The following is a 22,477-nucleotide window of genomic DNA, read 5'->3' on the forward strand; positions in this document are numbered from 1 at the left end:
CGGCTTCGGCACCCGACCCGCCGCGGCATCGCGCTGACGCTCGCCGCGGTGCCCGTGCTCGGCCTGCTGGTCCTGCTCGCGTTCATCCCGTTCACGCCGAGCATCGGCGACATCCGCAAGGCGCGCATCGACCGGCCCGCGCAAATCGTGTCGGCCGACGGCCAGGTGATCGCCGAATTCCGCCCCGTCAACCGCGAATGGGTGCCGCTCAAGCAGATCTCGCCGCACATGGTCGACGCGCTGATCGCAACGGAAGACCGCCGCTTCTACGAGCACCACGGGATCGACTGGAAACGCACCGCGGCGGCCGCGCTGCATACGTTCTCCGGCGAGCGCCAGGGCGGCTCGACGATCACGCAGCAGCTCGCGCGCAACCTGTACCCCGACGACGTCGGTCGCGCGCCAACGCTCACGCGCAAGCTGAAGGAGCTGATCACCGCGCTCAAGATCGAGATGGTCTACAGCAAGCCCGAGATCCTCGAGACCTACCTGAACACGGTGCCGTTCCTGTACAACGCGTACGGCGTCGAAATGGCCGCCCGCACCTACTTCGGCAAGTCGGCGAACGAGCTCGACATCCTCGAAAGCGCGACGCTCGTCGGGATGCTGAAGGGCAACAGCTACTACAACCCGGTGCTGAACCCCGAACGCGCGCTGCAGCGGCGCAACACGGTGCTCGCGCAGATGAACCGCTACGGCAAGCTGCGGCCCGACGAATACGCGTGGCTGATCCGGCAGCCGATGCGTGTCGACTTCGAGCCGCAGAGCGCATCGCCGGGCCCCGCGCCGCACTTCGCCGCGCTGTTGCGCAAGTGGCTGATCGCGTGGGCTGACCGCAACGACTACAACGTCTATTCGGACGGGCTCGTCGTGCGCACGACGATCGACTCGCGCCTGCAGGAAATGGCGACGCAGGCGCTGGACGCGCAGACGGACCAGTTGCAGAGGATTGCGAACGATGTATGGCGCGGCCCCGGCGGCTGCGGCCTGCGCAACGACCTGTTCCGCACGTTCATCCGGCAGACGCCTGACTACCGGACGCTGCGCGACGCAGGCATGCCGGCCCCGGCCGCGCTGCGCAAGCTCGGCACGGACCGCGCGTTCATGCGCGCGCTGTGCGACAGCAAGACCCAGGTGCAAGCCGGCTTCATTGCGATCGATCCGCGCGACGGCCAGATCAAGGCCTGGGTCGGCAGCCGCGACTTCGCCGACGAGCCGTTCGATCACGTACAGCAGGCGCGCCGCCAGCCGGGCTCGACGTTCAAGCCGTTCGTGTACGGCGCGGCGTTCGCGGACGGCGCGCGGCCGACCGACACGTTCATCGACCGCAATGTCGCGATCCCGCTGTCGGGGCACGCGGTCTGGCGGCCGACCGACGCGGAGCCGCCGACGGGCCTGCCGATGACGCTGCGCGACGCGCTCGCGCATTCGCGCAACCGCATCACCGCGCAGCTGATGCAGCGCGAAGGCCCCGCGAAAGTCGTCGGGCTCGCACGCGCGATGGGCGTGCGCGAGAGTCCGCTCGACGCGGTGCCGTCGCTCGCGCTCGGCACGAGCCCCGTCACGCTGAAGGAAATGGTGTCGGCCTACGGCACGATCGCGAACCGCGGCGTGTACGTCGCGCCGCAAATGATCACGCGCATCGAGGACCGCAACGGCAAGGTGCTCGCGCAGTTCGTCAGCGCGCCGCCGGAACGGGCGCTGCCCGCCGGCGCCGCGCTGACGCTCGTCGACGTGATGCGCGACGTCGTCGACTACGGCACCGGCGCGGACATCCGCACGCGCTACGGGATCCGCGCGGATGTGGCCGGCAAGACCGGCACGACGCAGGACAATGCGGACGGCTGGTTCATCCTGATGCATCCGCAGCTCGTCGCCGGCGCGTGGGTCGGCTTCGACGACGGTCATGTGACACTCGGCAGCGACTACTGGGGCGAAGGCGCGCACAGCGCGCTGCCGATCGTCGGCGCATTCTACGATTCGGCGCTGCGTGCGCGGATGATCGATCCGCGCGCGCAGCTGTCGCCGGATTTCCGGCCGCGCACCGCGCCCCCGCCGCCGAAGCGGCATCCGCGTCCCAGTCCGGGTCTGTTCGACTGGCTGAGGCTGTTCCGCTAGCCGCGGCGCGCAGCCGGCGTCAGTGCGCGACGGCGTCCTGCAGCAGTTGTCGGATCGCGGGATTGTCTTCGGCATGAGCGAGCGTCTGCACGGACGGCTTCACGCCGGCCGCGAGCAGCCGCCGCACGCCTTCGTCGCGGTGCTCCGTCACCTCGCCGTCGAGCAGCGCGTCGTCGTTCAGCACGTCCGGGCGCGCATCCTTTGCAAGCAGCGCAAACACCGGCGCCGGCACGGACGGACTCAACGCGTCCTGCAGCGCGATGTCGGCCACGCGGTACGGGTTGTTCTCGTGCGGCTGCCAGCGCAGCATGCCACGCCCGTGCAGCGATCCGAGCGCGGCGAGCGCGTCCGCTTCCGGCAACTTCACGATCTCGGCGACGAGTGCGCTCGCCTGCTCCTCGCGCCCGTTGCGCAGCGTGTCGGGCGGCGGCAGGTTCGGCAGCAGCGTGCCCAGCACGATCGCCCGATCGCGTTCGCGATGCGCAGGCACCGCCGCGCCGGAATCCGGCCGGATCTGCCGCAGCAGATAAGTGGCCACGTACCAGCGATCGTCGCTGCCGTGCCCGTCGCGCGGCACCTGATGCGCGCGCAGCAGCACGTCGAACCAGTGCCAGAGGTTGTCGCGCTTCTGTCCGTCGTCGCTCGCCGCCATGCTGCCGGACATGATCTCGTCGAGCATCTGCCCGCACACGAACTTGCGCTGATTGCCGGGCTCCAGTCCCGCGTAATACTGGCGCAGCGATTCAGGCAGCGCATCGAAGTCGGCCTGGCTCATGTCCGGTGCGCGGCGGCCCGGACACAGGCCCGCGCCAGTGACCTCCTGGCCGGGCACCGCCTTCACCGGCGCGGGCGGCGAATCGCCGCTGCGCGCCACCGGATACAGTTCGGTGCCATCGACCTGGAACCCCGCCATCGACAGCAGCAGCACGCCGGTCGTCGAATGCTTCGTAGTCCAGCCGTTTCCGTAGAGCGACGTCACCTGATACGGCGCGCCGACCGGCAGCTTGATCAGTTCGCCGCCCGGGATCATCAGCACGCACGCGTCCGCGGCGGGCCGGTCCGGGTCGTTCGCATCGGCTTTGCTTTCGCGCGTCGGTTCCGTTTCGACGGACCACTGACCGGCCTCGCTGGCACGCAGCACGATCTCGCCGTCGACCTTTTCGACGCGCAGCGTTGCGGGTTTGTCGGGCGCCGGCGCAAATTCGCCGAGCAGCGCGTCGCAGGCGCTGCCGGCCTGCGCGGATACGGACATGAACAGCAGCAGACAGAACAGAAAAATCGGCACGGCTGAGTCCTTGATATTCGAATTGTTGTCGGAAGATCCGGCGCACGAATGCCCGGTAGCGGCGACTCGGCCGGTCGCCGCCGGGTGCCCAATATAACGAACGCCGGCGGCGCACGCCAGCCGATCACGGATCGGCCGCCCGTGGGCCGCGACGAAGGCCGCGAGAACGCGGTCAGCGTCGCGCTCGCAGGCGTCGAGCGAATCGATGGCCCGGATTGTCTGCGTTCGGATGCGCGTTCGGGCATCCCGCCATTCTCATACGACGTCGTATAGAAAAACTCTGATCGAACCGACGTCGGGACGGCCTCGCCACGATCTCCCTACGTTCGCCGCACTGCGAGGGAAAACGTTACCCCAATTTTCCCGTTTTTTCGCGTCAAATTCCCTAATAAATCTAGGGTAAACGATCTTCCTCCAGATTCGACCGCCGCACTACCATACGTTGCCACGAGCAGTCATACGACGTCGGAATACAACTTGGCGTCGACACGCACCAACGGCCAGCAGCCGCGCGAAAGAGAAGTCGGACGACCCGCGGGAAGCGGACGCGCGGACTGCCTGCCGCCCTCCCTGCAACATTTCCATTTCAGACAAGAGACATGAGGAGGCTGTCAGCATGAGAAAGATCGTGATCGCATGTGCCGCCGCGATGACCGCCGCGGCCGTGATAGCGGGCTGCGGCGGTGGCAGCGACGATATCGTCAGCAGTTCTGCGCATCCGTGGATGAATGCGTCGATGGCGCCGCAGCAGCGTGCCACGCTGCTCGTGTCGGCGATGACACTGCCGCAGAAGCTCGAGCAACTCGTCGGCTCGCCGGGCGTCGTCAAGGAAATTCCGGCGTGTTACGGCTCGCGCCATATTCCGGGAATCCCGGAACTGCAGATTCCGACGCTTCGGATCACGAACGGACCGGTCGGCGTCGGCCAGAACGACTGCGTGTCGCCGACGCTGCCCGGCCTCCCGCTCTCGTCACTGTCGAGCCCCGCATCGGCGAAAGCGACTGCGTTGCCATCCGGCATGGCGGTCGCAGCGTCGTTCGACCGTTCGGTGGCCGCGCAATTCGGCGACGTGATCGGGCGCGAGGCGAACAATCTCGCGCTGCAGGTGCTCGAGGGGCCCGGCATGAACCTCGCGCGCAATCCGACGCTCGGCCGAAACTTCGAGTACTTTGGCGAGGATCCTGTGCTGAGCGGGACGATGGGGGTCGCCGAGATCAAGGCGATCCAGTCGCATGGCGTGATCGCGATGGCGAAGCACCTGGTCGCGAACGAACAGGAAACGAACCGGATGACCATCAACGAGAACATCGACGACAAGGTGCTGCACGAACTCTACATGCTGCCGTTCGAAATGGCCGTGAAGGACGGCCAGGTCGCGTCCGTCATGTGCTCGTACAACTCGGTGAACGGCTTCTCGATGTGCGAGAACAAGCACATCCTGACCGACGTGTTGCGCGGCCAATGGGGCTTCACGGGTTACGTCCAGTCGGATTTCTTCGCGTCGCACGGCACGGCCAGCACGATGCTCGCCGGGCTCGACAACGAAATGCCCGGCATCAACATTCCGGGCGCCCTCACCACCTGGTGGACCGCGGATCGCCTGAACGCCGCGCTCGCGGCCGGCCAGATCAAGGTGTCCGACATCGACACCGCGCTCACGCGCCGCTATACGCAGATGTTCCGGCTCGGCATCTTCGACCGGCCCGTTGCGCAAACACCGATCGACCAGACCGGTGACGGCGTGATCGCGCGTTCGATCGGCGAGCAGGCGGCCGTCCTGCTGAAGAACGACAACAGCCTGTTGCCGTTCGACGCGAAGACGATCCATTCGGTGGCGTTGATCGGTCAGGCTGCCTATGCGACCAAGGCGGTATCCGGATGCTGCGGGGGCAGCTCCGACGTGATCCCGCTCTACACGGTCACGCCGCTCCAGGGCGTGCAGAATGCGCTCGCGAAGCTCGGCTCGAGCGCGACCGCCACGCTGACCGTCGTCGCCGACGACAACAGCAATCTCGCCGACGCCGTCACTGCCGCGAAGGCGGCTGACGTCGTGATCGTGCTCGCCGGGACCATCGCAGAGGAAGGCGCGGACCGCACGAGCATCGCGCTGTCGAACAACCAGGACGCAATCGCCGCGGCAATCGCCGCCGCGAATCCCCGCACCGCCGTCGTGATGAAGGACAACGCGTCGAGCCTGATGCCGTGGATCGACAGCGTCCCGGCCGTGCTGGAGACGTGGTTCCCGGGCCAGGAAGACGGCAACATCGCGGCGGAGCTGCTGTTCGGCATCGCGACGCCGTCGGGCAAGCTGCCGGTCACGTTCCCGAAGAACGCGGGCGACTGGCCGGCCAACACGCCCGCGCAATACCCGGGCGTGAACGTCAACGGCGTGCCGACGGTCACGTATTCGGAAGGACTCGACATCGGCTATCGCTGGTACGACGCGCAGAACGTCAAGCCGCTGTTCCCGTTCGGGTACGGGCTGTCGTATACGACGTTCGCGCTGTCGAACCTGCAAGTCGCGCCGCAGGCGTCGGACGGCACCGTGCCGATCACCGTGCAGGTCGACGTCGAAAACACCGGCAAGGCGCGCGGCGCCGAAGTCCCGCAGGTCTACCTGTCGCTGCCGGCCGGGCTCGGGCAGCCGCCCAAGCGACTCGTCGCATTCCAGAAGGTCTGGCTCAATCCCGGCGAAAAACAGACGGTAAAGCTCACGATCGACCCGAACGCAACGAGTCATCCGCTCGGAGCGTGGGACACGCATGCGCAACAGTGGACGACGACGAACGGCCAGTATCAGGTCCTGGTCGGCAATTCGTCGCAGAATCCGGCGCTGGTCAGCGCGATCAGCATCGGCAAGTAAGGCCGGGGCAGCTTACCGGGGCTACGAACCGGGGCTGCGCGAGGTTCGACGGCGCAAGCTGTCGGACCTCACGTCGCGACGGTCCCGCATCACGCAGCCGGTTTTCTGCCACAATCCGCCGATCCATCAGGAGATCGCCACCGTTCGGATGAAAAAGCCCTCCCCGACCATCCGTGACGTCGCGCAGGCGGCCGACGTGTCGATCGCGACGGTGTCCAAGTACGTCAACGGCACCAAGCGCTTTTCCGCACCGGTCGAGGCGCGGCTGAAGACGGCAATCGATACGCTCGGCTATCGTTCGAATCCGCTGGCCCGGTCGATGATCACCGGCCGCACGCGAACGATCGGGCTCGCGATCCTCGACATCGCCAATCCGCATTTCACGAACATCGTGAAGGGCGCGAACCGCATCGCGCTGCAGCACGACTACACGCTGCTGCTGGTCGATACCGACGAAGACCCGGCGCGCGAGCGCCCGCTGACCGAAGCGCTCGCGCAGCGCGTCGACGGCCTGATCGTCAGCGCGCGAGCGCCCGACGACGCATCACGCTGGATGCTGGAGCTCGGCAAGCCGCTCGTGCTGCTGCACCGCAGCGCGCAGTTGCGGATCCCGAGCGTCGGCGTCGACAACGCGCTCGCGGCCTACATGCTGGCGCGCCATCTGCTGAACCTCGGGCACCGCGAGATCGCGTATCTCGGCTTTGGGCAGGCCGGCATCAACGACGAGCGTATTCGCGGCGCACGCACGTGCGTCGCGGAAGCCGGGCTCACGCTCGCGGTCTACGACGCGCACGCGCCGACCATGCGCGCCGGCGAGCATGCTTGTTCGCGTGTGATGCTGGGGCCGCGGCGCCCGCAGGCCATCATCTGCTATAACGACCTGATTGCGCTCGGTTTCATGAAGGAAGCCGCAGCGCTGGGGTTCAGGCTGCCGCACGACCTGTCGGTGACCGGCATCGACAACGTACCGTATGGCGAGTACGTGACGCCCGCACTGACGACAATCGATACGCAGAGCGAAAGGATCGGCGAACTCGCGATGCAGAAGCTCGTCGACGCGCTCGCGGGTCACGCGGACACCGGGCATACGACGATCGACCCGCGCCTGATCATTCGCGAGTCGACGGCCGCGCCCGGTTGAAGCGCGCCGTGCGCCGCCGTCGCGCCGCCGCCATTCAATCCGCCGTATCCCCACCCTTCGGCACCTTCGCCCATGCATTGCGGCCCGGCAGCGGCGACCATGCCGGCCGCGTGTTGCGCGCGCTATCGATCACGACCAGATAGCGGCCCTCGATCGGCGTCACGTCGCGCCGCAGATTCAGCACCCAGTACGATTTTCCGGTCTCGATTCTCGCCTCGTAAATGGCGTCGAGAATGCCGTGCCGGTCGATGAACACGTTCAGCGACGCCGGCATCCGCACACAGCCCTTCGAGTGGCGGACGCCGAGCAGCGGTTCGAGACGGTCCGGATCGGTCGCATGCATCTGGAAGCGCATCGGCGACTCGCCGCCCTTGCCCCAGCCGCGCTCGCTGTCTACCCAGCCGAAGTCGTAGATCCGCATGTCGCGGCGGCCGTAGCCGCGAATCCCGTTGTCGTTCGTCGTGCCTTCCGCGCGGAAATCCATGTTGTCCGGTGTATGCGTGAACACGCCGAGCGGCGTCAGGAAGTGGTCGTACTTGCCCGGCAGGCCGGTCGCGACCGGCGACGCGCCGATCATGAACCACGCGTTCGCCGGCGTCGCGCGGAAGTAGATGAAGAGCGCCTGCACGGTTGGCGCGCGATCGACGAGCACCACATATTCGCCCGCAAGGTCGGCGAAATCGTCGGCCGCGAGCGCCTGCTGCAGGCGCAGCCCGTACGCGCGCTGCACGCTGACGGGCACGCTCAGCCGACGGGTCACTTCCTGTGCGAACCGCTTGCGCATGTCGACCGCGCGGGTTGTCGCGCTTGCGGCATCGGCCGGAGACAGCAGCGGATGCATGCGCGGCGTCACGGGCGCCGCTTCGCTGGCCGGTGCGGCGGATGCTGCGCTGGCAGGTGCGGCGGGCGCTACTGCGGACGGTGCGGCGGACGTGCCACCCGACGCGTTCGATGGACTCGATGCTGCGGACGATGGTGCGGCGCCAGGCATCGGTGACGTGGCCGGCGCAAGCGGAACAGCGAGGACGGGAATTGCCGGCGCCGCAGCACACGCGCACACAACCAGCGAAGCGGCAAGACGACGCGGCCACGCAACGCGCCGCGTCAGGCGAGGAAACTTCATACGATCGATGCCATCGGCCGTGTCGGCCATCGCATATCGATTTCTGATTTTTCATTCTACGCGCGCGCAACGCGCGGCGCTTGCGCGCCGCAAAGCCGTCACTTCGAGATCGCCTCGAGCGCAATGCCTTTAGTGCGCGGCCCCATCAGGCCGATCGATGCCATCACGATCGCCATCGCGCCCGCGATGAACACGAACACGCCGACGGTGCCGAAGCCCTTCAGCACCGCGGCGATCACGAATGACGTGAAGATCGCCGAGAAGCGGCTCCACGAATAGACGAAGCCGACCGCACGCGCACGGATCGCGGTCGGGAACAGCTCGGCCTGGTACGCATGGTAGCTGTACGACATGATGTTGTTCGCGAGCGTGAGGCCGATGCCGAGCACGACCAGCAATGCGGCCACGGTCGTCTGGCTGAACAGCAGCCCGCAGACGATCGCCGCGCCCGCCATCGCGACGATCACCGACTTGCGCTCGAAGCGGTCGGCGATCAGGAGTCCGATCAACGGGCCGATCGGCGCGGCGAGCGCGATCACGCTCGAGTACATCAGGCTCGTCGTGATCGTGATGCCCTGCTTGATCAGCAGCGTCGGCACCCAGTTCGCGAAGCCGTAGAAGCCGACCGTCTGGAACACGTTGAAGATCGTCATCATGATCGTGCGGTTGCGGTACGGCGGCACCCACATGTCGCCGAACCGGCCGCGCGCGGGCACCGGCTCGGCGGGTGCAGGCTGCGGCAGCGGTTGGCCGTACTCGGCTTCGACCTTCGCCTCGAGCGCGCGCATCACGCGGTCGGCCTCGTCGAGCCGGCCCTGCTGCGCGAGCCAGCGCGGGCTTTCCGGCAGCGCGCGGCGGATCCACCAGACGAAGATCGCGCCATTCGCGCCGATCAGCACGACCCAGCGCCAGCCGTCGAGGCCGAGCGGCGCGTGCGGGACGAGCAGGTAGGCGAGGAACGCGACGACCGGCACCGCGACGAAGCCCACCGCCTGCTCGCATGCGAACGCGCGGCCGCGGATCTGCTTCGGCACGAGCTCGGAGATGTACGTGCCGATCGTCACCATCTCGACGCCGAGGCCGAGGCCGACGACGAAGCGCCAGAAGTTGAGGCCCGCGGCAGTGTCCTGGAACGCCATCACGACGTTCGCCGCCGTGTACCACAGCAGCGACCACGTGAAGATCGCGCGGCGGCCGAAACGGTCCGCGAGAAAGCCGCACGCGATCGTGCCGATGAAGAGGCCCGCGAACAGCGCGGCGATGAAGCTCGCGACGCCGGTCGTGCCGAACAGCCCGTGCGTCGTCGCGGTGAGGACGCCGCTTTTCACGAGGCCCGGTGCGACGTAGCCGCTGTACAGCAGGTCGTAGAGTTCGAAGAAGAAGCCGAGGCTCAGCAGTACGACGAGCTTCCACACGCTGCGGGTGGGCGGCAGGCGGTCGAGGCGGGCGGATATCGAGCCCGCGTCGATCGCCGCGTCGATCGGTAAGGTACGGGCGACATCCGCTGCGGCGAGCGAATCGTGCTGGGGCGAAGCCATGGTGGCGTGTCTCCGGAATCCTGATTGTTATGGGCGCCGCCGAACCACGGATGGGCGGATCCGCGGGCGGATTCGCGCATTCTAGCGGGGACTGAAGGCGAGCACATCAATCGCGCCCGCGACCCTACCCCTTTTTGCACAGCCCCGCGCCCAGCGTGGAGATTTTGTAAATTCGGTAACGATCTGTCCGGCGCGCTTTCGCCGGCGGCGGGACGCAACGTCCGCCACACCGTGCCGCGCCGCCGACTCCCGCGCAATCGACGTACCGACCCCGAAAGCGCCTGGGCCGCGAGCACGGGTAACATGCAGGCTGCCTCCACATGGCATTCTTCCGACGATTCGCAGACGTCGAGCATGTCGGCCAATCGTAAACATTCCATGCAGATAAAACGACTTCTTCCTTTCGCGCGCGGGTTAGCGCTGATCGCCCTGCTTCACCTGCTGCCGGTCGCAACGGCCTCGGCATTTCCGTCCGCGGCGTCCGCGCCGGGCGCGAGCGCCGTCGGTGCGCCCGTCGCCACGATCTCACTCGCCGACGCGGTTGCCGAGCTGAAGCAGATGCAGGTCGAACAGGACCGCATCAAGCAGCAGACGTCGGCCGCGACGAACAGCAAGGAACTGGACGCGCTCGCCGACGCGACCGACGAACTGGGCGCAAGCGTCGACAAGCTGGCCACTGAACTTGCGCCGCAGCGTGCGCAGATCCAGGCGCAGCTCGACGTGCTCGGGCCGCCGCCCGCGCCGGGCGCGGCGCCCGAAACGCCGGCTGTCGCGCAGCAACGCGCGACGCTGAATGCGCGCAGGACGCAAATCGATGCGGCGCTGAAGCAGGCCACCGACCAGAAGAGCAATCTCGCGAACCTGACCGAGCAGTTCGCGAAGCTGCATCGCAGCCTGATGAAGAACCAGCTCGCGCTGCGCTCGGGCAGCATCTTCGGCGCGCAATTCTGGATGCCGTTGTTCCAACGGTCGCCCGGCGACGCACAGCGGCTCGGTGCATTCGACGCGCAGCTCGGCGACATGCTGCGTTCGGCATGGGCGCCGGGGCAGCGCGCGTCGACCGTGCTGCTGCTGTTCGTCGCGCTGGCGGTCTGGATCGTGGGCCGGCGGCTCGTCGAACACGGGCTCGCATGGTTCTGCGTGAACCGCATACCCGAAACGCGCCTGCGCCGCAGCGCGCTCGCGCTGTCGACCGCGATCGCGACGCTGCTCACCACGGGAATCGCGGTGCAGATCCTCTACGTCGCGCTGATGCGCCACTACGAACTCACGCCGGCGCTCAGCGACCTGTGGGACCAGCTCGCCAAGCTGACACTGACCTGTGCGCTGATCGCGGGCCTCGGCCGCGCGCTGCTGTGCACGAACCATCCGTCCTGGCGGCTGCCCGCACTCGCCGACCCCGTCGCCCGTGCGTTGCGGCCGTTCCCCGGCATGCTGGCCGCGCTGCTGCTCGTGTCCGGCACGCTCGAGGCGATCAACCACATCGTCGACACGAGCCTGTCCGTCACGCTGCTGGGTCGCGGCATCGTGTCGCTCGTCGTCGTGCTGACGATCGGTGCGGCGCTGTTGCGCGCGAATCGCGTGCGCAGCGCGCTCGCGGCGGCCGGCGAAGCGCCCGAGCAGCGCTCGACGCTCGCCGGGCTGATTCACGCCGGCGTGTCGCTCGCGATCATCGCGTCGCTGGCCGCGCTCGTGATCGGCTACATCTCGGTCGCGCGCTTCATCACGTACGAGCTGGTGTGGTTCGAGATCGTGCTGTGCAGCGTCTACATGTTGACGCAACTGACGCGCGACGCGAGCGTCACGCTGTTCTCCGCGAACCTGTCGAGCGGCAAGCAGATCAAGCACCTGTTCGGGCTTGGCGACAAGCATCTCGAACAGGCGCAGACGGTGCTGTCGGGTCTCGGCACGAGCCTGCTGATGCTGGTCGCGGTGGTCGCGCTGATGACGGGCGGCTTCGGCACGACGCCGAGCGACCTGCTCGACAGCCTCGTTGCGATGGTCGGCGGCCAGCGGCTGCAGAGCCTCAACATCATGCCGGACCGGATCATCAACGCGGTGATCGGTTTCGCGATCGGCTTCTATCTGCTGCGCTCGGTGCGGCGCTGGCTCGACAACGAGTTCATGCCGGCGCTCGGCATGGACCCCGGCATGCGCGCGTCGCTCATCACGTTGTTCACCAACGTCGGCTACGTGCTGATCGTGCTGATGACGCTGTCGCTGCTCGGCGTCAAATGGGACAACCTTGCATGGATCGTCAGTGCGCTGTCCGTCGGTATCGGTTTCGGCCTGCAGGAGATCGTGAAGAACTTCGTGTCGGGGCTGATCCTGCTGACCGAGCGGCCGGTGAAGGTCGGCGACATGATCAGCATCAGCGGCGTCGAAGGCGACATTCGCCGGATCAACGTGCGCGCGACCGAGATCCAGTTGAGCGACCGCTCGACCGTGATCGTGCCGAACTCGCAGCTGATCTCGCAGAACCTGCGCAACGTGACGATGGGCAACAGCACACAGGGCGTCGCGACGCTGATGCTGACGTTTCCGCTGAACACCGACCCCGAGCAGGTGCGCGACCTGCTGCTCGCCGCGTATCGCGAGCATCCGTCGATCCTGGAGAAGCCCGCGCCGTCGGTGACGTTCAGCCAGCTTACGCCGGACGGCATCACGCTGAGCGTGACGGGCTATGTGCCGAGCCCGCGGATCGCGGGGTCGACGAAGAGCGACCTGCTGTTCGAGATTCTGAAGCGGCTGCGCGCGGCGCGGGTCACGCTGTCGACTCCGCAGATGCTGGTGGTGCAGAACATGCCGGCAGAGGATGTGTACGGGGAGGCTGGCTGACGGGAGGTTGCGCGGCATGCGAACGCCGCGAAGCGGCTGCAATGGCCACGCGTGGCCTTCCCCTGAGTCGACACGCCGCGCTGCCACAAACGACAAGGGCCGGCTACCGCATCGCGGCAGCCGGCCCCTTTGACTCACGCGCCGGATCCGGCGCGCCGTCTTGCACGACGAACTTTACACGTCAAACTTCACACCCTGCGCCAGCGGCAGCTCCCGGCTGTAGTTGATCGTGTTCGTCGCACGGCGCATATACGCCTTCCACGCATCCGAACCCGATTCGCGGCCGCCGCCCGTTTCCTTCTCGCCACCGAACGCGCCGCCGATCTCCGCGCCGCTCGTGCCGATGTTCACGTTGACGATCCCGCAATCGCTGCCCGCAGCCGACATGAACTGCTCGGCTTCGCGCATGTCGTTCGTGAAGATTGCCGACGACAGGCCCTGCGGCACCGCGTTGTGCACGTCGATTGCGTCCGCGAAGTCGTCATAGACCATCACGTACAGGATCGGCGCGAACGTCTCGTGCTCGACCACGGCCGTCTGCTTCGGCATCCGTACGATTGCCGGACGCACGTAGTACGCATCCGCGTGGCCGACGTCGACACGCTCGCCACCCTTCACTTCGCCACCCTGCTCGCGTGCATCGGCAAGCGACTTCTGCATCGCGTCGAACGACGCGCGATCGACGAGCGGACCGACCAGCGTGTCCGCTTCGAGCGGGCTGCCGACCTTCACCGACGCATACGCCTTTTCGATGCGCGGCAGCAGCTGTTCGACCAGGCTGCGATGCACGATCAGGCGGCGCAGCGTCGTGCAGCGCTGGCCGGCCGTGCCCACCGCCGCGAACGTGACCGCGCGCACGACGAGATCCAGATCCGCGCTCGGCGCGACGATCATCCCGTTGTTGCCGCCGAGCTCGAGGATGCCGCGCGCGAGGCGCTGGCTCAGCACCTTCGCGACTTCCTGGCCCATCCGCACGCTGCCCGTCGCGCTGACGACCGGCACTTTCTTCGACGACGTCAGCACCTCGCCCACGTCGCGCATGCCGAGCACCAGCTGGCTCAGCCCCTGCGGCGCGACGCCCGGATGCGTCTTCTCGAACTCGCGGATCGCCTTCTCGAGCAGCACGTGGCACGCGATCGCGGTGAGCGGCGTCTTCTCGGACGGCTTCCAGACCACCGAATCACCGCACACGAACGCGAGCGCCGCATTCCATGCCCACACCGCGACCGGGAAGTTGAACGCCGAAATCACGCCGCACACGCCGATCGGGTGCCACGTTTCCATCATCCGGTGGCCCGGGCGCTCGGACGCGATCGTCAGGCCGTAAAGCTGGCGCGACAGGCCGACCGCGAAATCGCAGATGTCGATCATTTCCTGCACTTCGCCGAGCCCTTCCGACGTGATCTTGCCTGCCTCGAGCGTGACGAGCCGGCCGAGCGCGGCCTTGTGTTCGCGCAGCACGTTGCCGAACACGCGCACCAGTTCGCCGCGAACCGGCGCGGGCACCGTGCGCCACTTGAGGAATGCCGCGTGCGCGGCGTCGATCTTGCGCTCGGCGTCGGCAGGGCTGTCGACGGCCAGCGTCGCGAGCGTCGCGCCGTCGAGCGGCGAGCGCGCGGTCAGCGCATTGCCTTTCCACTGGGCGAGATCGATGTCGAGCGCGGCAAGAATGTCGTTGAATTGCATCACTTCCTCTTCAGGGACAGATTGATCGGTGCGGCGGCGACGCCGCCCGCGTGATTCGATTGGAGCGCGTTCGCGCGCCCTGTGCAAGCGGATGCGCGCCCGGGCGAGCCAGCCGCCGTCCGGCCACACGGCGCCGGCCATCGCCGGTTCGCGTCGGCCGTCGCATGTGTCCTCGCCTCGCGAGCCGCGATCCATTGACAGCATTGTCGGCGGCCACGAGTCGGGCCGCTATTGATATTAACTCACGACTTCATTCCCAAAACGCATCACGCAATCGAATCCGGCCCGATCCTTTCCGGGTTACCCCGGGACGCGTCCAATATGCGAATCGAGCACCCGCAGCAGGCGCGCCGCGCGTGCTGCGATTTGGCGCTAGTTAATAACAAAACTGCATCAACCAGTTCGGAAATATCGTTTGCTGCCCCTGCTTCGACCCCACACAATCTGATCTGCGTCAAGGCGTGCGGCACAGCACCCGGCGCGCCGACGGCCGCCCTGCCCGCCTCACCGGGCACGGCCGGCCCCAGACGAAGGCGACGCGCAGGTCGGCCGTTCCTCCGCACCGCGCGCATCGACGCCGCCGGCAGGCGGCGGGCGGGCATGCCGCGCTTCGTCTTCCCAAAACAATCCCGGAGACAGCGCTCAGCACCCCATGCGTTCAGATTCCCACCCCGATTCCGCGAGCCCGTCCGGCCCGCAAGGTTCGCAGCCTTCCCTCCATCGCAGCCTGCAGGCGCGTCATCTGCGCATGATCGCGATCGGGGGTTCGATCGGCACCGGCCTGTTCGTCGCGTCCGGCGCGTCGATCTCGCAGGCCGGCCCCGGCGGCGCGATGCTCGCGTACATGCTGATCGGCCTGATGGTCTATTTCCTGATGACGAGCCTCGGCGAGATGGCGGCCTTCATGCCGGTGTCGGGCTCGTTCGCGACCTACGGCGCGAAATTCGTCGACGAAGGCTTCGGCTTCGCGCTCGGCTGGAACTACTGGTACAGCTGGGCCGTGACGCTCGCAGTCGAGCTGGTCGCCGCGCAGCTCGTGATGAATTACTGGTTCCCGCATGTGCCGGGCGTCTGGTGGAGCGCGCTGTTCCTGACCTTGGTCTTCGCGCTCAACGCATTGTCGGTGCGCGGTTTCGGCGAGGCCGAATACTGGTTCGCGCTGATCAAGGTGCTGACGGTGCTCGCGTTCGTCGGCGTCGGCCTGCTGATGATCTTCGGCATCCTGCAGGGCGCGCCGGGCAATGGCTGGGGCAACCTGACGACCGGCGACGCGCCGTTCGTCGGCGGCTGGTCGACGATGCTCGGCGTCGCGATGATCGCGGGCTTCTCGTTCCAGGGCACCGAGATGATCGGCGTCGCGGCCGGCGAATCGGAAAACCCGCGCACGACGATCCCGCGCGCGGTAAGCCAGATCTTCTGGCGGATCCTGCTGTTCTATGTGTTCGCGATCTTCGTGATCGGCGTGCTGGTTCCGTATACCGACCCGAACCTGCTGAAGAGCGACGTGACCGACATCGGCGTGAGCCCGTTCACGCTCGTGTTCCGCCGCGCGGGCCTCGCGTTCGCGGCCGGCGTGATGAACGCGGTGATCCTGACCGCCGTGCTGTCGGCCGGCAACTCGGGCATGTATGCGTCGACGCGGATGCTGTACAACCTCGCGACCGAAGGCCGCGCGCCGAAGCTGTTCGCGAAGCTGTCGCCGGGCGGCGTGCCGCGCAACGCGCTGTATGCGACGACCGCGGTCGGCGCGCTGTGCTTCCTGACATCGCTCTACGGCGACAAGACGGTGTACCTGTGGCTGCTGAACACGTCGGGGATGGCCGGCTTCATTACGTGGCTCGGCATTGCGGTCAGCCACTACCGGTTCCGCAAGGGTTTCCTGAAGCAGGGCTACCGGCTCGAGCAACTGCCGTACCGGTCGAAGTGGTTCCCGTTCGGCCCGCTGTTCGCATTCGTGCTGTGCGTGATCGTCGCGCTCGGCCAGGACTATCAGGCGTTCCTCGCCGACAAGATCGACTGGGTCGGCGTGGCCGCCACCTATATCGGCCTGCCGTTCTTCCTCGCGATCTGGCTCGGCTATGCGCTCGTGCGCAAATGCCGGCTCGTCCGCTACGAGGACATGGAGATCGCGCCGTGGGTCGACCGCAACGCGACGCCCGAATCGGCGCCCGTTGCCGACGCCGACTATCCGGCCTTCGTCGCGAGCCCCGCGAACCCGACGCCCGGCGCGTGACCGGGCCAGCCGCGCCGAGCTCCACCGGCGCGGTTTTGCAATAAATCGACGCGGCGCGCGCGTTCAGGCAAGATCGACGCGCGCCGCCTGTATTTCCGCCGTTCATCCGTCATCGAATCGCATGCAGAATTTCTACGAAGCCACTGTTACCCGCCAACCGTATCCGCAACTGACCGGCACGCTCGACACGCATGTCTGCATCGTCGGTGGCGGCCTCGCCGGCCTGTGCACCGCGCTCGGGCTCGTCGAGCGCGGCGTGCGCGACATCGTCGTGCTCGACGGCGAGCGCGTGGGCTACGGCGCATCGGGCCGCAACGGCGGCTTCGTGTTCGGCGGCTACAGCCTCGACAACGCGGACCTGCTGCACACGCTCGGCCGTGAAGAAGGGCGCCGCCTGTACCGGCTGACCGTCGATGCGGTCGACCTGATCCGCGCGCGCATCGCGCGCTACGGCATCGACTGCGACATCGTCGACCGCGGCGTGATGCTCGCGAACTGGTTCGACGATGCGTCCCGGCTCGACAGCCTGCGCACGCTGATGAAGACCGAATTCAACGTCGACTGGGAGCCGGTCGCGACCGACGCGCTGCGCGCCCGGCTGAAGACCGAGCGCTACCACGGCGGGCTGTTCGAGCCGAACGCTTTCCATTTCCACCCGCTCAAGTACGTGCTCGGCGTCGCGGCAGCCGCCGCACGCGGCGGCGCGCGCATCTACGAGCAGTCGGCCGCGCTCGGCATCGCCCGCGAAGGCGCCGGGTACGTCGTGCGCACGGCGCACGGCGCGGTGCGCGCGAAGGACGTCGTGTTCGCGGCCGGTGGCTACGCGCGCGGCGTGTCGCCGCGCATCGAGCGCGCGGTGCTGCCGATCGCGACCTACGTGATCGCGACCGAACCGCTCGGCGCGCGCCTGCCGGACGCGATCGACGCGCCGTACGCGATCTACGACACGCGCTTCGCATTCGACTACTACCGTCCGCTGCAGGACACGCGAATCCTGTGGGGCGGCCGGATCTCGGTGCTGGACCGCGGCCCGGACGCGATCGCGCGGCTGCTCAAGCGCGACCTCGTGCGCGTGTATCCGCAGCTCGCGGACGTGAAGGTCGAATATGCATGGGGCGGGCTGATGAGCTACGCGCGGCACAAGATGCCGCAGATCGGCCGCGATGCCGACGGCGTGTGGCACGCGATCGCATTCGGCGGCCACGGGATGGCGCCGACCACGGTCGCCGGCGAAACGCTCGCCGCCGCCCTGGCCGGCGAGCAACCGGTGCCGGAAGGCTTCGCCGCGTTCGGCCTGACGCGCACGTTCGGGCTCGCGGGCCTCGCTGCCGCACAGCTCACGTACACGGCTTACCAGGCCCGCGACGCGCTCGCCGCCTATCGTCACTGAGCGACACTGAGTGTTGCCGAGCGCCCGCGCGGCGGCGCGCCGGGCGCGCGTGCCGCGCTGCCGATTAGAGCCGAAGATTAGAGCCGAAGGTCGGCGGGACGGGGGTTTTTCACATGCTAGAATGCCCTGTCCAAGCCGCCGCGAAGCCACAATAACGTCACATGAAAACAGGAAGCAGGGCCGCCACGTCCGACAACCGCGCGGTTCCGTCCGAGGCGCGGCGCAAGTACGATCCCGAGCAAACCAAGCGCAACATCCTCGACGTCGCCACGCAGGAATTCTCCGCGATGGGCCTCGCCGGTGCCCGCGTCGACGCGATCGCCGAGCGCACCAACACGACGAAGCGGATGCTCTATTACTACTTCGACAGCAAGGAAGGCCTGTACGAGGCCGTGCTCGAGAAAGTGTACGGCGACATCCGCGCGCTCGAGCAGGAGCTGCACGTCGGCGACATGGAACCGCTCGAAGGCATGCGCCGTCTCGTCGAATTCACGTTCGACTATCACGACAAGCATCGCGACTTCGTCCGTCTCGTGTCGATCGAGAACATTCACGGCGCGAAGTATCTCGAACAGCTGAAGTCGTTCAAGAACCGCAACGTCAGCATCATCAAGACGCTCGAACAGCTGCTCGAGCGCGGCGTGGCAAGCGGCGCGTTCCGCCAGGACATCGACGCGTTCGACCTGCACCTGCTGATCAGTTCTTTCTGCTTCCATCGCGTGTCGAACCGCTATACGTTCGGCGCCGCGTTCGGCCGCGATCCGTCAGCGCCGCGCCTGCGCGCGCGACACCGCGACACGATCGCCGAAGCCGTGCTGCGCTACGTCGCCGCGTAACGCAGCCATAACGCAGGTATCGCCGCGCGCCGACCGTGCTTCAGTCCCGCGGCGCGGCCGCGGCCAACGCAATCCTCGCCTTCTCTTCCGGGCTCCCCGCCACGAAATACTTGTTCGCCCAGCTCGAATCGGGCGCCAGCGCGAGCCGCGGATGCGTCGCTGCGCCGCCTTGCTGCTTCGCATCGATCGCCAGCGCCCGCGCCCGGTAGTGCTCGTATAGCCGCAGGAATTCCGCCAGGTAGATCGCCGCGATCCGCGAGTCGCGAATCTCGAGCAGGTTCTCGTCGTTGAATTGCTCGGAGTTGCGGCTCATGTTCGCCGATCCGCTGTAGACGATCGGGTTCGCGCCTTCCGCGTCGATCACGATGAACTTGTGGTGGATCACGACCGGCGGATACGCAGGCGCCGACTCGCCCGGAAACAGCCGCAATTCCGGCTCGAAACCCTGCGGCACCGTCGCTGGCGAGAAATACTGCGCGTCGATCACGTCGCGGTGGTCGCGGCTGCGGTGGTACAGCTCGAGATTCGCGAGCGTCGCCGCGTTGAGCGTCCCGCCGTTCTGCTGCGTCGTGTCGGCCTTCGTTGCGCTGCCGATGTTGATCTTGTTGACGAGCCCGAACATCATCAGGCCGCGGTCGCCCGCCGCGAAGCACGCGTCGCGCAACGCGGCGTCGGTCGGCATGAACAGGCAGAACGCGACCGAATGCTTCGCGGCCTCGATCGCCGCGACGATCGTGTCGATTTGCGTGCGCTGCCCGGCCGGCTCCGGCGAGAACGACACGCGCACCTGTGCCGCGCCGACCGTCATCGGCTGCGACCAGCCCGGCGACAGCCGCGCCGTCTCGGCCACCGGCGGATTCGCGGCCAGTGCGTGCGCACGCGCGTTGTACAGCGCGGCGAGCGCGGGCGAATCGAACGTGTGCAGCACGTTCGCCTGCTCGGTCAGGCCTTCCGTCGTGAAGTTCGCCGAGCCCGTCAGCAGGCGCGCGGGCGCGGCGTTCCCGGGCGCGTCCGCGACGATGAACTTGTCGTGCATGATGTGCGTCCGGTCGCGCGGCGCGAGCGTCGCGAGGCCCTGCAACGCATCAACGGCCGGCTGGTTCGGCGAAGGTAGCGGCGGCTGGCCCTTGCGCGGCGTCACGTGCGCGTCGTAGACGATCGCGAGCGCCGCGTCGCCGCGCGCATGGCCGAACGCTTCGAACGCGGGCAGCGCCCACAGCGTGTCGGTCAGGTGATAGACGGCCGACACCGCGCGCGATGCGGGATCCAGCATCTGCGCGAACACCTGTTCCATGTCGTTCGCGAGCCACGTGCGCAGCTTCAGCGCGTCATCGGCGCTCGGCGTCGCACCGGGCGCAAGCTGCAGCGCAGCGACCTGCTTCGCGAACGCCTGCGAGCTGACCACCGCGCGGTTGAACCACGTGCCGACACCGTCCTCCACATGCGCAGGCAGCACGATGTCACACGCGCCGCCTTCCGCATCGAGCACCTGCAGGCTCGCGGGCGTGCCGACGACCGGATAGACGTCGTAGCGGAACCTGCCGCCGCGGTCCTGCGGATCGATCCGCGCATCCCACCACATGAATTTCTGGATCGGCGCCTGGTCGGTCGGCGCATCGCCCTGGGTGTCGGCGGCCGGGCCGTCGAACGTCAGGCGGTTCGGCAGCCAGCTATACGGCGCGCGCGTCCTGCCGTCCGCCGACCCGAAACCCGGCGTGCGCCTGATCGCGAAGCCGAGGAAGTCGGTTCGCGCCTGCGCGCCGGGCCAGTCGAAGGCCAGCAACACCAAGGTCGGGGAAAGATAGCTGCGCACGCTGACGGACATCGGCATTCTCCCTGGCTGAACAGCCGGTCAAGGTCGAACGGGTCAGTGTCCTCGGTGCTCTTTCAGTCAGGATGACGGTCCGATGAACCTTGTGTGTCGCGCGTGCGTCAGCCGCACACCACCAGCTCGATGCCGCGCGCGGTCAGTGCGCGGCGCACGGCCTTGTCCGGCGCGCGTTCGGTCACGAGACAGCGCACCGCGTCGGTGCCGTTGATCCGCACCGGCGTCACGCGGCCGAACTTCGAGTGATCGGCGACGACGACCACCGTGGCGGCCGACGCGATCATCCGGCTGCGCACTTCGGCCGCGAGTCGCGAATAGTCGGTGAATTCGCCGTCGGCCGTGATGCCGCCCGCGCCGACGAACGCGAAATCGATGTGGTATTGCGCGAGCTGCTGGATCGTGTCGAGCCCGAACGTCGCGTCCTCGTCATCGGACAGTTCGCCGCCGAGCAGCGTCACGCGATTGCCGTTGCGGCGCGCGAGCACGAACGCGATGCGCCAGTCGTTCGTGTAGACCGCGAGCCGGTGCTTGTCGGCGAGCGCGAGCGCCACCGCGTGTGTCGTGCTGCCTGAATCGATCAGCACCGATGCGCCGTCGGGCACGAACTCGGCTGCGCGCCACCCGATCGCGCGCTTCGCGTCGGCGTTCGCCGCTTCACGCTCGGACAGGCTCGGCTCGCGGCGGTCCGCAGCCAGCGCGCCGCCGTGCGTCATCACGAGCAGGCCGCGCGCGGCAAGCGCGTTCAGATCGCGCCGCACGGTTTCGCGCGACACGTCGAGCGAGCGCACCAGTTCCGCGACCGACAGCGCGCCCGATCGACCGAGTTCCGACAAAATGAATTGATGACGTTGTTCCGCCAGCATCTCGTTACGCGCCCTAGGCGACTGGTAAATGGGGAGCATGCCATTGTATTACGGCGATTTGACCGGCATTTGACGGACGGGTGACAAGGGACAGATCCGAACGGCCAACGACGAAATTCAGAATTGCCGGAAGCGCGCCAATCGGCGCGGTGCGGATTGCTACACTTCGCGCTTCACCGAACGACAGACCACCGAGGGAGCTCGCGCGATGTATCGCAAAGGCATAGTGCTCGAAATCCAGTTTCCGCCCGAACGACTCAACGACGCCGCCGGCGATCCCTACTGGATCGACCTGACGCTCGACGAGGCCCGCCGCCTTCATCAGCAGCTCGCCGCGCGCTTTGCGGGCGACACGAGCGCGAACCAGCCGCTCGACACGTTCTCCATCGACTGATCCCGGCGCACAGGGCCCGCGTCGTGCCACACGGGCGATTGCAGGATTCGACAAGACACCGGCGCAGCGGCGCCGGATACTGCCGGACTTCGTGATTCCGTCCGGCCGTGTCCCGGCCTGCCTTGCATGTTCACTTCGATTGTCGCGGCCGCGTTCGTCGCGCTGTGGTCCACGGGCTTCATCGTCGCGCGGGCGATCAAGCCGTACGCCGACCCGAACCTGTTCCTGCTCGCGCGCTTCGCGGGCACCGCCGTGCTGTTCGGCGCGGTCGCGCTCGCGGCGCGCGCGCCGTGGCCCGCGCGCCGCGAATGGCCGCGCCACCTGATCGCGGGCGCGCTGCT

Annotated in this window: 14 protein-coding genes and 1 pseudogene; 9 read left to right on the forward strand and 6 right to left on the reverse strand. The window is 67.5% G+C overall.

Features of this window, described 5'->3' with window-relative positions; all coding sequences use genetic code 11:
* Positions 1-2,118, forward strand: a 2,118-nt coding sequence (locus G3N94_RS29390; RefSeq protein ID WP_205796346.1) for a transglycosylase domain-containing protein, incomplete at its 5' end; no start/stop codon positions are given.
* A 19-nt stretch (positions 2,119-2,137) separates the two neighbouring features.
* Here G3N94_RS29390 and G3N94_RS42680 read toward each other — a convergent pair.
* Positions 2,138-3,403: a hypothetical protein gene (locus tag G3N94_RS42680; protein ID WP_241022130.1), complete on the reverse strand. Its 1,266-nt coding sequence runs from the start codon at positions 3,401-3,403 to the stop codon at positions 2,138-2,140.
* 616 nt (positions 3,404-4,019) lie between these two features.
* Here G3N94_RS42680 and G3N94_RS29400 point away from each other — a divergent pair.
* Positions 4,020-6,266, forward strand: coding sequence for a glycoside hydrolase family 3 C-terminal domain-containing protein (locus G3N94_RS29400; RefSeq protein WP_205796348.1), 2,247 nt, complete (start codon positions 4,020-4,022; stop codon positions 6,264-6,266).
* 148 nt (positions 6,267-6,414) lie between these two features.
* Complete coding sequence (locus G3N94_RS29405; RefSeq protein ID WP_205796350.1) at positions 6,415-7,407, forward strand: LacI family DNA-binding transcriptional regulator; 993 nt, start codon at positions 6,415-6,417, stop codon at positions 7,405-7,407.
* A 34-nt stretch (positions 7,408-7,441) separates the two neighbouring features.
* Here G3N94_RS29405 and G3N94_RS29410 read toward each other — a convergent pair whose 3' ends face one another.
* Positions 7,442-8,530, reverse strand: a complete 1,089-nt coding sequence (locus G3N94_RS29410; protein ID WP_241022131.1) for a L,D-transpeptidase — start codon at positions 8,528-8,530, stop codon at positions 7,442-7,444.
* Positions 8,531-8,628: 98 nt separating this feature from the next.
* Positions 8,629-10,068, reverse strand: coding sequence for an MFS transporter (locus tag G3N94_RS29415; protein ID WP_241022132.1), 1,440 nt, complete (start codon positions 10,066-10,068; stop codon positions 8,629-8,631).
* A gap of 378 nt (positions 10,069-10,446) precedes the next feature.
* On the opposite strand from G3N94_RS29415, the gene G3N94_RS29420 reads away from it, so the two are divergent.
* Complete coding sequence (locus G3N94_RS29420; RefSeq protein WP_205796354.1) at positions 10,447-12,906, forward strand: DUF3772 domain-containing protein; 2,460 nt, start codon at positions 10,447-10,449, stop codon at positions 12,904-12,906.
* Between the two features lie 174 nt (positions 12,907-13,080).
* Here the strand turns inward: G3N94_RS29420 and G3N94_RS29425 are convergent, their stop codons facing one another.
* Positions 13,081-14,592 carry an aldehyde dehydrogenase family protein gene (locus tag G3N94_RS29425; protein ID WP_205796356.1) on the reverse strand — a complete coding sequence of 504 codons (1,512 nt, stop codon included), beginning with the start codon at positions 14,590-14,592 and terminating at the stop codon, positions 13,081-13,083.
* A 652-nt stretch (positions 14,593-15,244) separates the two neighbouring features.
* Between G3N94_RS29425 and G3N94_RS29430 the strand changes: the two genes are divergently transcribed.
* The 3 genes from G3N94_RS29430 to G3N94_RS29440 all read left to right on the forward strand — a co-directional run bounded on the left by G3N94_RS29430 (position 15,245) and on the right by G3N94_RS29440 (position 19,051).
* The gene (locus tag G3N94_RS29430) at positions 15,245-16,825 is read left to right on the forward strand and encodes an amino acid permease (RefSeq protein ID WP_205796358.1); all 1,581 of its coding nucleotides are present in this window, start codon (positions 15,245-15,247) and stop codon (positions 16,823-16,825) included.
* Positions 16,826-16,946: 121 nt separating this feature from the next.
* On the forward strand, positions 16,947-18,215 hold the full coding sequence (locus G3N94_RS29435; RefSeq protein ID WP_205796360.1) for an FAD-binding oxidoreductase: 1,269 nt from the start codon (positions 16,947-16,949) through the stop codon (positions 18,213-18,215).
* A 161-nt stretch (positions 18,216-18,376) separates the two neighbouring features.
* Entirely contained in the window at positions 18,377-19,051 is a 675-nt protein-coding gene (locus tag G3N94_RS29440) for a TetR family transcriptional regulator (protein ID WP_205796362.1), read from the forward strand.
* A 40-nt stretch (positions 19,052-19,091) separates the two neighbouring features.
* Here the strand turns inward: G3N94_RS29440 and G3N94_RS29445 are convergent, their stop codons facing one another.
* Together G3N94_RS29445 and G3N94_RS29450 are read right to left on the reverse strand one after the other, a co-directional pair.
* Positions 19,092-20,876 (reverse strand): phospholipase D-like domain-containing protein, encoded by a 1,785-nt coding sequence (locus tag G3N94_RS29445; protein ID WP_205796364.1) that lies wholly within the window; start codon positions 20,874-20,876, stop codon positions 19,092-19,094.
* A 107-nt stretch (positions 20,877-20,983) separates the two neighbouring features.
* Positions 20,984-21,742 carry a DeoR/GlpR family DNA-binding transcription regulator gene (locus G3N94_RS29450; protein WP_205796366.1) on the reverse strand — a complete coding sequence of 253 codons (759 nt, stop codon included), beginning with the start codon at positions 21,740-21,742 and terminating at the stop codon, positions 20,984-20,986.
* A gap of 208 nt (positions 21,743-21,950) precedes the next feature.
* Here G3N94_RS29450 and G3N94_RS29455 point away from each other — a divergent pair, with 208 nt between their 5' ends.
* Entirely contained in the window at positions 21,951-22,136 is a 186-nt protein-coding gene (locus G3N94_RS29455) for a hypothetical protein (RefSeq protein WP_124603839.1), read from the forward strand.
* A gap of 126 nt (positions 22,137-22,262) precedes the next feature.
* Positions 22,263-22,477 (forward strand): annotated as a pseudogene (locus G3N94_RS29460) (EamA/RhaT family transporter); the annotation flags it as partial.

The sequence above is a fragment of the Burkholderia sp. Ac-20353 genome (assembly GCF_017104785.1).
GTDB lineage: Bacteria > Pseudomonadota > Gammaproteobacteria > Burkholderiales > Burkholderiaceae > Burkholderia.